This is a genomic window from Draconibacterium mangrovi (assembly GCF_010586825.1).
GTDB classification, from domain to species: Bacteria; Bacteroidota; Bacteroidia; order Bacteroidales; family Prolixibacteraceae; genus Draconibacterium; species Draconibacterium mangrovi.
In genome coordinates this window covers 39,205-53,438 of sequence record NZ_JAAAGB010000001.1, presented here as the reverse complement: position 1 = coordinate 53,438, position 14,234 = coordinate 39,205, and the positions used below count along the sequence as shown (strand labels likewise).

The following is a 14,234-nucleotide window of genomic DNA, read 5'->3' as shown; positions in this document are numbered from 1 at the left end:
GTTATTTTTCTATAAACATTTTTGCTGAATAAAGTCAGGTTACCGAGCAGCTTTTATATATTTGAGGTTCTTTAATTCGAACTGCTACGCCGGGCAACACTGAAAAGTTCTGTGCGTATCTTTTTTTGAAGAAGTAAATGGACCGATTTGAATTTATAATAGCCTTAACCGAGCACCGTTTTTTGGGGCTGGTTTTTCAGCCTTTTTTAATCGAAAAGAAGGAGCGTTTTTATTCGGTGGTGCGATTGGTAAAACCGCACGACTTGAATGATTCGGAGTACACTTTTAAACCCTACGAAAAAGAGCTGGTTCAATTGATTGAAAAATACAGCGATGAAGGGCTTACCAAAAAGTTTTCACGTGCCGCAAGTGTGTCCGATTTTTATACATCGTTACGCCCCGGTTATTTCGAAAAACAGGTAACACCTTTTATCGAAAAATGTATGATGCAGGTGTGTTCCATTTTAATGCTCAGCCCGGTGCGTTTGTTTCGTAAAGAGGCTAAATATTCGAACCTGTACGACGAGGATCAACTTGAAGTGCCGCCGTTTTTTGCCCGGCCTGAATTTGAATTCGAGCGCACCGAAACACAAACCCGTTACAGGCTGCACATATTTTTGGAAGAAAAGGAAATGCTGTTGTCGGCGCGTTCGGTGGAGGTGGTAACCAACGATCCGTGTTTATTGATTTACCGAAACCAGTTGGTAGCGTTTGAAAAGCTAAATGCCAAAAAGCTGATGCCCTTTTTCGAGAAAGATTACGTTACGGTACCCAACACCATCGAAGACAAGTATTATTCAGGATTTGTACTGAATACCGTGCGCGATTATGATGTAAAGGCTAAAGGTTTTGAAGTCGTTCATGCATCGGCCGGTAAAAAGGCCGTGTTGTCGCTCGAAAATAACCTGCAATACCGGCCGTGTTTGGTGTTGAACTTCGAGTATGGCGACGAAAAATTTCTGCCCGATTCTTCCCGCAAAATGGCGGTCAGCGTGAAAAAACAAAACGGCACCTTTGTGTATTACAAAACCACGCGCGATTTTACCTGGGAAAAGAAAGTACTTCAGCTTATTAAAAAGACCGGCTTAAAGGATGATAACGGATCGTACACCTTAAACGGCGTTTCCCTGCTTGAGCCGCAAAATGCACTGTACTTTTTTGTGAACTGGCTAAACGAGAAACGGCCACAGCTGGAAGAACAAGGGATTGTGATAAAACAGGAACAGCTGGAGAAGAAGTTTTATACCGGAAGCCAGAAACTGGAATTGAAAACGCAAACAAAAGGCGACTGGTTTGATGTTTATGCGGTGGTAAAGTTTGGCGAATTCAGCATTCCTTTTATTCAACTTAAAAAATACATTTTAAACGATATTCGTGAGTTTGAACTGCCAAACGGAGAAGTTGCCGTGTTGCCCGAAGAGTGGTTTGCCCGCTACAAAGGACTTCTGCCTTTTGGCAAACAACAAGGCGAGCATATAAAGTTTGAGAAGCACCATTTTACTTTGTTACAAAACTCCATTCAGGAGGTTGACAAGGAGGTAAAACAAAAATATGAGAAGCTGATAAACGCCGAAATGGAGCGTCCGGTGTTGCCTGCCAATTTAAAAGCCAAACTGCGAAATTACCAGGAAGAAGGTTTTAACTGGATGTATGGTTTGTACCGAAACGGACTGGGTGGTTGCCTTGCCGATGATATGGGGCTGGGGAAAACCCTGCAAACGCTTACGCTTTTGTTGAAACTTAAACGATTGAAACAGGAGATTAAAATTCATAATCCTGTGGACGCCAGCGGGCAGCGCGATTTATTTGCCAGCGAAACAAAATTGGAAACAGCTGTGCAACCAGCCAGTTTAATTGTTGTGCCCACATCGTTGGTACACAACTGGAGCAACGAAATAAAGAAATTTACGCCGGCGCTAAAGGTTTATCAGCATGTGGGAACACAACGCAAAAAAGCTGAGGAATTGGGTAAAGTAGCATCGTACTACGACATTATAATTACCACTTACGGAACGGTTCGTAACGATATCGATAAGTTGCGGGGCACCGAATTCTTTTACCTGATTCTGGATGAAAGCCAGTCGATAAAGAATTCAAGCTCGAAAACCTACAAGGCGGTAATGGATATTAAAGCACGTTACAAACTGGTAATTACCGGAACGCCGATTGAAAATTCCCTGTCGGATTTATGGTCGCAAATGAATTTCCTGAATCCCGGAATGTTGGGGAACCTGGCTTTTTTCCGCCGGACATTTATTACGCCCATTGAAAAGCATGCCAGTGAAGAGCAAATGGACAAACTGCAGCTGATGATCCGTCCGTTTGTTTTGCGTCGTAAAAAAGTGGAGGTGGCCAAAGATCTTCCGCCGTTGATGGAAGAAGTGCGGATTTGCCCGATGGCAGGAGAGCAGGAAAAATTGTACGAGCAGGAAAAATCGGTTATCCGAAATACCATTTTATCGACCATTGAAAAGGAAGGGCTCAAAAAATCGCAGTTTGTGGTTTTGCAGGGACTTACCAAATTGCGTCAGTTGGCCAATCATCCCTCGCTGGTGGATGATGAAGCGTCGGAACGATCGGGCAAATTCGACGAGATTTTCCGCATGTTAAGCAACCTTGTTGCTGAGAAACATAAAGTACTGGTATTCTCATCGTTTGTAACTCACCTGGAGCTATTAGAAAGCAAAATTGGAGAACAAAAATGGAAGTACAGCAAATTAACCGGGCAAACCACAAAACGCGAAAAAGTAATTAAAGCTTTTCAGGATGATGAGGATAACCGGATTTTTCTGATTTCATTAAAAGCCGGTGGAGTAGGGCTTAACCTTACCGAAGCCGATTATGTTTTTATTATCGATCCGTGGTGGAACCCTGCAGCCGAAAACCAGGCGATTAACAGGGCGCATCGTATTGGGCAGGATAAGCATGTTTTTGTGTATCGTTTTATTACCGAAAATTCTATTGAAGAAAAGATTCAAAAGCTAAAAGAACGGAAAAGCTCGTTGGCCGATAAGTTTATCAATTCCAATAATCCGTTTGAGCAGATTACACAAGAGGAAATTGTGGAGCTGTTTAGCTAATCACAGGGCAAGAGGCAAAAGTTGAGGACAGCTGTGCTGGCCGAATTGAAAATCGGCGATAGCCAAATCCCGACCGTAGCGTAGGGAGGAAAAGTAAAAAGTGAAGAATGGATTGGGGAGTGAGTGTGAAGATTGATGTAGGTTGATCGCTCGCTACTCGTAGCTCGTATCTCGAAACCTGTTTTTTTATACTAACGCTTTTTATTCCGCACGTACATCAATTTGTATTTCCCCTGTCCTACACGCTGATCAATCTCAAACATCCCGGTGGAGTCGATAAGTGGTGTCAGTTTTTCAAAACCATAGTTCCGCGAGTCGAAATTCGGTTGTTTCTTTTGCAGTAAACTTCCCACATCGCCCAGGAAAGCCCAGCCGTCGTCGTCGGCCAGGTCCGATATGGTTTTCGAAATCAGGCGAATAACCTTTGGAGTTATCTTGTCAACACCTGCTTTTTTATCCGACTTATTCGAAGTCGTGCTTTCATTTTCTTTCGAGCGGCTTTTTAATATTTCGATATAAATAAAACGGTCGCACGAAACTATAAACGGATTCGGTGTTTTTTTCTCGCCAATGCCAATTACATGCATCCCGGCTTCACGCAGACGTGTTGCCAGCCGGGTAAAATCGCTGTCGCTCGATACCAAACAAAATCCATTTACTTTTTCGCTGTACAGGATGTCCATGGCATCGATGATCATGGCCGAGTCGGTAGCATTTTTTCCGGTGGTGTAACCGTATTGTTGTATGGGAGTAATTGCGTTGTCGAGCAAAAGTGTTTTCCACTTTATTAAACCGGGCTGGGTCCAGTCGCCATAAATACGTTTAATGGTTGGATTGCCGTATTTGGCAATCTCCTCCATCATTTCTTTAACGTATGCAGAGGGAATATTATCGCCATCGATAAGTACCGCTAACTTTAAATCTTTTCCCATCTTGTAAACTGTTTTGGCAGAAGTTGCCGTTTGTTTTGTTGAACAGATTAGCCCGAAATCTTCACATTCATTGCCGCAGGTCCTTTTGGCCCTTGTCCTTCTTCGTAGGTAACCCGGTTTCCTTCTTTTATAGTGCCATCAACTTCATTAATGTGAACAAAAATATTTTGGTTGTTCGACAGGTTGCGAATAAAACCGTATCCTTTTTGTTCGTTAAAGAAAGTCACTACACCTTGTTTTTCTTTAGGCTCTGCTTCTCCGTAACCGCCTTTTGGTACGCTTACATCAATATCTTCAATGTTTATTTCTTCCTTTTGTGTTTCATCAGGCGGAGTATCGGTGATGTTACCAAACTCATCAACATAGGCAATCATATCGTCCAATCCTGAATTGCCGCCATTTTCTTTACGAGCCTGTTTTCTTGCTTCTTTTTCTTTTCTCTTCTTTGCTTGTTTTTTTCGTACTTCTTTTTTACCAAATGTTTCTTTCGATCTTCCCATATAAATTTTTAATAGTGATTATAGCTTACCGACCTCTAATTTAATAAATATCAGCAGCTATTAAAAATGTTTTTAATGTTAAGAGATGAGATTTAAAGAAAAGTCAAATATCCTAAGGCGGGGGAATAGGAGGTAGATAAAAATTCTTAAACCTAAAATCTGGCACAAAGGTACATTAAATTTAAACACTAAATAAATTCGATATAACTGTTTATTGGTATTGCTGGATTTCCATCCGACTTATGTTTCCAAATAGTTACTTTTTTTAACGCAATGAGGATATTCAGGTCTTAAGTTCATTTTAATAATCAATGTGTGTTTCGCACACAAAAATTGCTTCAAATCTAACCTTAATGTTAAGTGCTTGATATTTATGTTGTAAAGCAGGTGGTCGGAAACCATTTTTTTTGATGGTCTATAACTTCTTCATAGTTAAATATTTGCATATGTAAAAAGAAATCTTTCTTTATTGTAACTTTCAAAATGATAGTAAAACGTTAAAAATGCTTACAAAATGAAATCAATTTGAATCGCTATGTGATAATGAAATATATATTTGCAAGCTCTAAAAAATCAATTTAAACAAAAAATACAAAGATGAACGAAGCTTTAAAATTGATGCTAACGGGCATGAGTACCGTCTTTTTTATCCTCATCATGGTGGTGGTTTTGGGGAATATTATTATTCGAATAACCAATCGTTTTGCAGTTGTTGTCGTCGATCAGACGGGTTCTGCAGTTACATCGCAAAATGAGATTAACCCATCGAAACTGGCCGCTATTGTTTCTGCTGTAGAAATTACTACCAAAGGAAAAGGCAGGGTAACATCGGTTGAGAAAATGTAAGAGTAGTTAACGGATATTAACTTCCGAAACCTTTTCCGTGGAGGCGATTCGACGAACCAGACAGAATAGAGCAAACGAAGGAAAAAAACGGCGACGAAGTAAAAGGTATCTTTTTATCCAATAAACCAAAAATAAACAGAAATGAAGAAGGAAATCAAATTTAGCTTGCTGTATAGAGATATGTGGCAATCCTCAGGGAAATACGTTCCCAAAGTAGAACAACTTGAAAAAGTAGCACCCGCAATTATCGATATGGGATGTTTCGACAGGGTCGAGACCAACGGAGGTGGATTCGAGCAGATCAACCTTTTGTTTGGCGAAAATCCAAACATTGCCAACCGCAGATGGACACAGCCTTTTAACGATGCCGGTATTCAAACACACATGTTGGAGCGTGCTTTAAACGGTATTCGTATGAGCCCGGTTCCTGCCGACGTTCGTAAGCTGATGTTTAAAGTTAAGAAATTACAAGGTACCGATATTGCCCGTTCTTTCTGTGGATTGAACGATCCGCGTAACCTTGAAAACTCGATTAAGTTTGCCAAAGAAGGTGGAATGATTTCGCAGGCAGCTTTGAGTTTAACTATTTCAGAAGTTCATACGGTTGAATACTACACCGAGTTGGCCAACACTTTAATTGAAATGGGTGCCGACGAGATTTGTGTAAAAGATATGGCCGGTATCGGTCGTCCTGCTTTCATCGGTAAAATTATCAAGAATATAAAAACTGCACATCCTAAAACTACTGTTCAGTACCACGGTCACTCTGGTCCTGGTTTCTCGATGGCAAGTATTTTAGAGGCTGCACGCGCAGGAGTTGATTATGTTGACGTTGCTATGGAGCCACTGTCGTGGGGTACTGGTCACGCCGATGTATTGGCCGTTCAGGGTATGTTAAAAGATGCCGGTTATGCAGTAAAAGAGGTGAACATGAAAGCCTACATGGAAGTGCGTTCGATGACACAGGAGTTTATCGACGATTTCCTGGGTTACTACATCAACCCGAAAAACCGTCACATGAACTCGTTGTTGATTGGTTCTGGTCTTCCCGGTGGAATGATGGGTAGTTTGATGGCCGACCTGGGTAACAACCTCGAGAGCCTGAACAAATGGCTGATAAAACGCAATAAACCAACCTTAACTCAGGACGATCTGCTGATTAAACTGTTTGATGAGGTAGAATACATATGGCCTAAGTTAGGTTACCCACCACTGGTAACACCATTTAGTCAGTACGTGAAAAACCTGGCACTCATGAACGTGCTTCAGGTAATAAAAGGCCGCGAGCGCTGGAGTATGATCGCCGATAACATCTGGGATATGATCATTGGTAAATCAGGAAAACTTCCCGGAGAATTGGCTCCTGAGATTATTGAGCTGGCCAAAGCAAATGGAAAAGAATTCTTTACCGGTGTTCCGCAAGAGCAGTATCCTGATAACCTGGATGTGTTCAAAAAAGAAATGGACGACAACGGTTGGGATTATGGTCAGGACGACGAAGAGTTGTTCGAGCTGGCTATGCACCCTGAGCAATACCGTGCCTACAAATCGGGTAAAGCAAAAGCCGATTTCGAAGCCGATCTTGCAGCTCAAAAAGCAGCCAAAGAGCCAAAACCTGCGGTAGTTGAAGTTCCTGCCGGCGCATTCGAGCCAAAATCGATGATTATTGATGTAAACGGCGAGAAATTTAAAGTTGGCGTTAGCTACGACGGTGTTGACGCAGCACCCGCTCCTGCAGCTGCTGCTCCGGCAAAAGAAGAAGCTGCTCCGGCAGTAAACGGAAGTGTAGCCTCTGAAGTTATTGCTCCGTTGGAAGGAAAATTCATGTTAACAAAAGATACATCGGAAACCGCGCTTAAAGTTGGCGATAAAGTAAAAGAGGGTGATTTGGTTTGTTACATCGAATCGATGAAAACCTATAACGCTATTGTTGCTGAGAGCGATGGTACTGTTGCCGCTATTTTAAAAGCCAACGGCGACAGTGTAGATGAAGACGATGTATTGATACAACTGTCATAAAACAGATTTATGGATATTTTATCAGAACTGTTTAACATGACCGCACTTGGCGAGATCACCTACCAGACTTTGATCATGTGGGCGATCTCGTTTGTGTTGCTTTATCTTGGGATAAAGAAAGGGTATGAGCCACTGTTGCTTATCCCGATAGCATTTGGTGTGCTGCTGGCCAATTTCCCGGGGGGGCAAATGGGAGTTGTAAACTCCGACCTGATTGAGCTGGAAGGACACCGGTATATGAACCTGTTTGAAATTGCGCACGATTACGGGATTATGAATTACCTGTATTATTCGCTGATTAAAACCGGCTTGCTGCCTCCTGTAATTTTTATGGGTGTTGGTGTATTAACCGATTTTGGTCCGATGTTGCGTAACCTGAAACTGGCCTTATTTGGTGCCGCTGCACAGATTGGTATTTTTGCCATTTTGCTGGGCGCCATTGCTGTTGGTTTTACGCCTAAAGAAGCGGCTTCGCTGGGTATTATTGGTGGTGCCGATGGCCCAACCGCTATTTATACTACCATTAAACTGGCTCCGCACTTACTTGGCCCTATCGCTATTGCGGCCTATTCGTACATGGCGCTGGTACCGGTAATTATTCCATTGGTTGCAAAGTTGTTTATCACGAAAAAAGAGTTCGCCATCAACATGAAACAAATGGAAAAACAGTATCCGGCAAAATACGAGATCAAGAATATAAAAGCTGCCAAAATTATTTTCCCGATTGCTTTGGGAACACTGGCTGCTGTTCTGGTTCCGTCGTCGGTGCCGCTATTGGGAATGTTGTTGTTTGGTAACCTGATTAAAGAGGTTGGTTCGTCGACAAGCCGTTTGGCCGATGCCGCACAAGGACCAATCATGAACACTGCAACTATTTTCCTGGGGCTTACCGTTGGAGCGACTATGACTGCTGAGGTTTTCCTTTCGGCAAAAACACTGGGTATTGTTGTTGGAGGTTTTGTGGCCTTCGCGATATCGATTGCCGGTGGTATTTTTGCAGTGAAACTGGTGAACATGTTTAGCAAGAAAAAGATTAACCCGCTTATTGGTGCAACCGGACTGAGTGCCGTGCCAATGGCGTCGCGTGTGGCTAACGAGCTGGCATTGAAATACGACAAAAAGAACCACATTTTACAGTACTGTATGGCCAGTAACATCTCTGGTGTAATTGGCTCGGCAGTTGCTGCAGGTGTGCTTATTTCGTTCTTAATGTAGTTATATTATAGAATTTGATAGAAGAAGGGGAGACCGCAAGGTTTCCCCTTTTTTGTGCGCTATTCAGCAGGTGATTTCAAGTCACCTGCTGAATTTGTTTACTACCACTCGTTTGTGACGAGGAGAGGAAGAGCCTGCTTTGTATAACCTGCCTTTGAACCCATTTGAAACCGTTTTTGTTATAGCATAAGTATCAGTAATTTAATCTCGAAGTATGAAACCTGGAACAAACAAATCCTGGCCTAAACAGTTTCTGTTAATCGCCCTGGTTGGCTTATTACTGCAACCCGCATTTAAGGCACAGTCGCAAAATTTTGTACTTAAAAACACGGAGACCGTACAATTAAAAAATGAATTAACCGGCAGAGATCACGAACTGATTATTTTTCTTCCGGACAGTTACAATCATTCAAAAAGTAAAAAATATCCCGTGTTTTATTTTTTAGATGGCTATTGGCATATGCCATTACTTTATTCCATCTACGGTAACTTACGGTATGATAATGTAATTCCTGAAATGATCATGGTTGGCTTATCTTATCCGGGCGAAAATGTAAATTATGACAGTTTAAGAATGCGTGATCTGACGCCAACAAAATGGTATGAGTTTAATCAGAATACTGGCGATGGGCCCGGGTTTCTGCAATTTATTGAAAAATCGGTTATTCCAACTATTGAATCAAATTACAGAGCCGATAAATCCATTCGGGCACTGGGAGGACAATCTGCAGGAGGCCTTTTTTCGCTTTATGCTATGTATAGTAAGCCGGAACTTTTTAAACGGTATATTGCAATAAGTCCGGCGGCGATGTGGGGCCAGAACTATTTATTCCTAACAGATAGTGCCTATTCTAAATTGACCAATGAGTTGCCTGTCAGGCTTTTTCTTTCGGCGGGGGGAGATGAATATCCAGCTTTTCGTGCTCCCATTATTCGTTTACAGAAGCAGATTGAAAGTCATCACTACCAGAATTTCTCGTTGCTAAATTACGTTATTGAAGGAGAACGACATACAGGGGTGGCGGCAGAGGGATATACCCGGGGATTAAGATGGATTTTCAAGGATATGGCACCAACCGGACCAAGTGGTTTGGCTAAAGCTTTTGGAGTAACTGAATGATGGTATTTATTTGTGTTATGAAATGAAATAGGTTAAAACAGCTTCCCGTTGCAGCAATAATCCATTACTTATTATCGTTACTCAAAATTTTCTACTTCTGACAAACTATGGTTTTGATCGGATAATCATGCCGGTTTTCAATCGCCACAGAATTTTAAGCAAACGGTAAGCATTATACGAACAAACCATTGAACACTTTGAATTGCATTCCTTTAATATAAATAAACAATAGTAGTACAAAAATGAAAATCGAATTAAATCCGAAGGTGGATAAATACCTGATCGACGGTTGTATGAGGTGTAAATATGGCGGAACCCTTCAGTGCAAAGTAAACGATTGGAGGGAAGAGCTTGAATTGTTTCGGCAAATTGTTTTGGAAAGCGGTTTAACCGAAGAAATAAAATGGGGAGTTCCTGTTTATACGTTCAATGGCAAAAACGTAGTGATGGTAAACACTTTAAAAGAATCGGCCAACATTGTTTTTTTCAAAGGCGTACTTTTAAGTGATAAGCATAAAATTCTGCAACAACAGGGAAATATACAATCAAGCCGATTGGTAAAATTTACAAACACCAAAGAAATTGAGAAACTGAAAGACGTTTTAAGCTTATATATATCGGAAGCAATTGAAATAGAAAAAAGTGGGAAAAAGATCGAATTAAAGAAGAACCCTGAACCCGTTCCCGATGAGCTGTTACTGGCCTTTGAAGAAGATTCGTTATTTAAAAATGCGTTTTACACGTTAACGCCGGGCCGTCAGAGAGGTTACATAATATATTTCTCGCAACCCAAACAAACACAAACACGGGAAAGAAGAATCGAAAAATATAAACAACAGATTCTTGATGGGGTGGGATTGAATGATAAATATAAACGCTAGAAATTATCAAAAAACTAAAATCTAATTTCGAGTGACTAAAACCGCTTCCCCCACCATTTCTTCAAACGCTCCAAAATTTTCAGTTCAGATGCGTTATTTTGCGGCTGGTAAATGCGGTTGTTTCTAATCTCTTTCGGTAAGAAATCCTGCTCTACAAAGTTGCCGTCGTAGGCGTGTGCATATTTGTAGTCTTTGCCGTAGCCAATTTCTTTCATCAGCTTGGTTGGGGCATTTCGTATGTGTAGCGGTACCGGCAGGTCTCCGGTTTGTTTTACCAGGGCAATGGCATTATCAATGGCTTCGTAGGCCGAATTACTTTTTGGCGAGGTAGCCAGGTAAATGGTACATTCCGATAAGATAATACGTGCTTCGGGCATCCCTATTTTATGCACGGCATCGAAAGTATTTTGTGCCATCAGCAGGCCATTCGGATTGGCCAACCCAACATCTTCGGCGGCAAGTATCAGCAAACGGCGGGCAATAAATTTAACGTCTTCGCCACCTTCAAGCATGCGCGCCAGCCAGTACACTGCAGCATCCGGATCGCCACCACGAATACTTTTTATAAATGCCGAAATAATATCGTAGTGCATTTCACCTTTCTTGTCATATATCGAAAGGTTTTTTTGCAGCTTGTCGGTTACCTTTTTATTGGTAATAACAATGTTATCGCTGTCTTCGCCAAGGGTGACCAGTTCCAGCACGTTTAGCAGTTTCCGCGCATCGCCACCTGAGTAACGAAGTATCGCCGAATCTTCGCGCAGTGTTATCTTTTTCTCTTTAAGTACGGTGTCTTTTTTTGTGGCTTCTTTGATGATCTTGAGCAAAGCAGCTTTATCCAAATGCTCCAAAATATACACCTGGCAGCGCGAAAGCAGGGGAGAGATCACTTCGAACGAAGGATTTTCCGTTGTTGCACCAATCAATGTAATGGTACCATCTTCAACAGCACCCAGCAGCGAATCTTGCTGCGATTTGCTAAAACGGTGTATCTCGTCGATAAACAGTATCGGATTTGGGCGACTGAAAAACTGTTGCTTTTTGGCCTTGTCAATCACATCGCGAATATCTTTTACGCCGGAGTTAATGGCGCTTAGCGTGTAAAACGGCCGGTCAAGTGTATTGGCAATTATTCGCGCCAAAGTCGTTTTTCCCACTCCCGGAGGTCCCCACAAAATAAGTGAGGTTATCTTGCCCGAATCAATCAGTTTGCGCAAAACAGCGTCCTTCCCAACAAGATGTTCCTGCCCAATGTAGTCGTCTAATGTTTTTGGTCGTAAGCGTTCTGCGAGTGGCTGATTCATAATTCAAGTAAAAAGTATAAAGTCAAAATGTGACGAGGCAAAAGTAAAAAAATACAAGGTAAAAGTATAAAGGCAAAAGTAGAAAGTTGAGAACAGTTATGCTGGGCGAAATCCCGACCGAAGCGTCGGGAGCAAAAGTAAAAAGTATAAAATAAAAAGTGCAAGGCAAAAGTAGAAAGTTGAAAGAATCAGCTACGAGTTGCGAGCTACTAGCCACGAGTTACATGTTTCAAGAAGTGAGAGTCAGGCATCCAGGTAACAAGATACAGTAATGCTGCTTATCAGTATAACAATTCCACAATTTATCAATTTGGCAATATACAATGACCAGTGACCAATCTCCCTCAATCCCTAGTTGCAATACCGTTTAATAATGTTGTAAGCCCCGTCGATTCCAAGCTCACCGGCACGGCTTAAATCCAGCGCACCGCCTTCAATATCGTCAAGGAAAATTTTTGTAAGCCCGCGGTTAAAATAAGCTTCAGCAAATTCAGGTTCCAGGTCGATGGCATGATTTAAATCCTCCACCGCACTGCGATATTCTCCCAGGCGCAGTTTTATAAACGCACGGTTGTAATAGCCAAAAAAGAAATCGGGATCAAGAAACAGTGTCACCGCGTAATCATCTAGAATCTCCTGGTATTCAACTGTAGTTGGCTTCTCATTGCTGTTATCGTTAATCTTTCCCTCGTTTAATGTCAGCGAATTGGTTGAACCCACTCCGGCCAACAGTTCCACCTGCTCTTTTAATTTGTAATGTGTGTTGGCTCGCGTAAAATAGGCCAGCGAAATTTTTTCATCCAGCGTTATTGCTTTATCCAAATCGGCAAACGCACTGTTGTAATCGCCCGTAAGACTATAAAAAATACCGCGGTTTAAATAGTTGTGCGCATTTTCCTGCACCTCTATTTTTTCATTAAAAAACAGGATGAAGTTCTCAAAAACCGATTGGTAAGTGGTTACCGGCTTATTCGAAATAGAGAGCAAAGGATTGTAGTTGTTCTCGGCATTTAAATCATCAATTACCACGTTGTAATACTGGAAACGCTCGTAATCGACCGCATTTTTCTCAAATGCCGATATAAAGAACATGGGCTGCAGATCGATAACAATGTTTTTATTCTGAATCCGGCCATCGTCAACCTCCTCCACTTCCTCCGGAATATCGCGGGTGTCTTCAATAACCAAATCCATACGCATCCGGCGTCGGCGTCTTTCAGCTTCCATTTCTTCTTTGCGCTTTTCTTCATCCGATTTCTGATCGGCAACCGTGGCATTGTTTTGCTGCGACGATTGTTGCTGATTGTTTTGTACCAACGCCTGCTGATTTGCCTGCGAGTTTTGCTGGTTATTATTTTGCTGCGATGATGAATTCTGCTGTTTTTGTTGCTGTTGTTGCTGCTGTGCCAATTGCTCGGCATCAATTCGCCGTTGGCTTAAATCAAATTGAGGATTAAGGCGGGCCGCAATTTGATAATCCTGCTCATAACCGGGGCGGTTTAATATTTCGCGGGCCATGGCGCGGTTAAAATAGGCACTGGCCATTTCCGGATTTAGCTGAATGGCCATGTCGTAATCCATAATGGCACTTTCGTAATCCTCCAGCTTATGTTTTACGATACCCCGATTATTAAAAGCAAGCGCATTTGTGGCATCGAAGCGAATACTTTGGTCGTAGTCGCGCAGTGCTGATGCATAGTCCTCCAGCTCAAATCGCGCCAATCCACGGTTTAAGTAGGCAGCCGCATAATGCGGTCTGATGATAATTACCTGGTTTAAATCGCTGATGGCTCCTTTAATGTCTCCGCTTACAATTTTGGCGTTACTTCGGTTCATCAGGGCATGTGTCGATTTTGGGTTTACCTCAAGAGCCTTGTCATAATCTTCAATAGCACCATTCAGGTCTTTCAGTGCCAGTTTGGCGATACCCCGGTTGTTGTATATCGATTCATCGGACGGGTCAAATTCCAGTGCACGGTCGTAATCCTCAATAGCACGTTTGTACAGCCTGAGGTTGTGATATGCCATTCCGCGGTTGTTGTAAGCGCGCGGGTAATAGGGTTTTATTTCAATTGCTTTGTCGTAATCTGCGATTGCTCCGCGGTAATCTTCCAACGAATGTTTCGCCATTCCGCGGTACAAATAAGCTTCTGCCAAATAAGGTTTAAATTCAATAACAATATTGAAATATTCGATTGCTCCCGTGTAGTTGCCAATTGATATGCGCGTTCTTCCCACCCTGATAAAGTGGTTGATGTTCAATTGAGCTTCGGCCAGGAAACTCATCGATAACAAGAGTGCAAAAAGTATGGTAAGTTTCTTCATTTATGTATTTCT

10 protein-coding genes are annotated in these 14,234 nt (G+C 42.1%); 6 read left to right on the top strand and 4 right to left on the bottom strand.

Features of this window, described 5'->3' with window-relative positions; translation table 11 throughout:
- Positions 1-137: 137 nt before the first annotated feature.
- A complete protein-coding gene (locus G4420_RS00225; RefSeq protein WP_163321624.1) occupies positions 138-3,080 on the top strand; it encodes a DEAD/DEAH box helicase in 2,943 nt (980 codons plus the stop codon).
- Positions 3,081-3,271: 191 nt separating this feature from the next.
- Here the strand turns inward: G4420_RS00225 and G4420_RS00220 are convergent, their stop codons facing one another.
- Together G4420_RS00220 and G4420_RS00215 are read right to left on the bottom strand one after the other, a co-directional pair.
- The gene (locus G4420_RS00220; RefSeq protein WP_163321623.1) at positions 3,272-4,012 is read right to left on the bottom strand and encodes an NYN domain-containing protein; all 741 of its coding nucleotides are present in this window, start codon (positions 4,010-4,012) and stop codon (positions 3,272-3,274) included.
- Positions 4,013-4,059: 47 nt separating this feature from the next.
- Positions 4,060-4,512, bottom strand: a complete 453-nt coding sequence (locus tag G4420_RS00215; protein WP_163321622.1) for a cold-shock protein — start codon at positions 4,510-4,512, stop codon at positions 4,060-4,062.
- 597 nt (positions 4,513-5,109) lie between these two features.
- On the opposite strand from G4420_RS00215, the gene G4420_RS00210 reads away from it, so the two are divergent.
- From G4420_RS00210 to G4420_RS00190, 5 genes are all read left to right on the top strand, one after another.
- Positions 5,110-5,358, top strand: a complete 249-nt coding sequence (locus tag G4420_RS00210) for an OadG family protein (RefSeq protein ID WP_163321621.1) — start codon at positions 5,110-5,112, stop codon at positions 5,356-5,358.
- 141 nt (positions 5,359-5,499) lie between these two features.
- Positions 5,500-7,377 (top strand): biotin/lipoyl-containing protein, encoded by a 1,878-nt coding sequence (locus G4420_RS00205; RefSeq protein WP_163321620.1) that lies wholly within the window; start codon positions 5,500-5,502, stop codon positions 7,375-7,377.
- A 9-nt stretch (positions 7,378-7,386) separates the two neighbouring features.
- Positions 7,387-8,592, top strand: coding sequence for a sodium ion-translocating decarboxylase subunit beta (locus G4420_RS00200; protein ID WP_163321619.1), 1,206 nt, complete (start codon positions 7,387-7,389; stop codon positions 8,590-8,592).
- A gap of 214 nt (positions 8,593-8,806) precedes the next feature.
- A complete protein-coding gene (locus G4420_RS00195) occupies positions 8,807-9,712 on the top strand; it encodes an alpha/beta hydrolase (protein WP_163321618.1) in 906 nt (301 codons plus the stop codon).
- Between the two features lie 242 nt (positions 9,713-9,954).
- Entirely contained in the window at positions 9,955-10,593 is a 639-nt protein-coding gene (locus tag G4420_RS00190; RefSeq protein ID WP_163321617.1) for a YdeI/OmpD-associated family protein, read from the top strand.
- A 35-nt stretch (positions 10,594-10,628) separates the two neighbouring features.
- On the opposite strand, the gene G4420_RS00185 is transcribed toward G4420_RS00190, so the two are convergent.
- Positions 10,629-11,897, bottom strand: coding sequence for a replication-associated recombination protein A (locus G4420_RS00185; RefSeq protein WP_163321616.1), 1,269 nt, complete (start codon positions 11,895-11,897; stop codon positions 10,629-10,631).
- A gap of 351 nt (positions 11,898-12,248) precedes the next feature.
- A complete protein-coding gene (locus G4420_RS00180; protein ID WP_163321615.1) occupies positions 12,249-14,222 on the bottom strand; it encodes a tetratricopeptide repeat protein in 1,974 nt (657 codons plus the stop codon).
- Positions 14,223-14,234 lie beyond the last annotated feature (12 nt).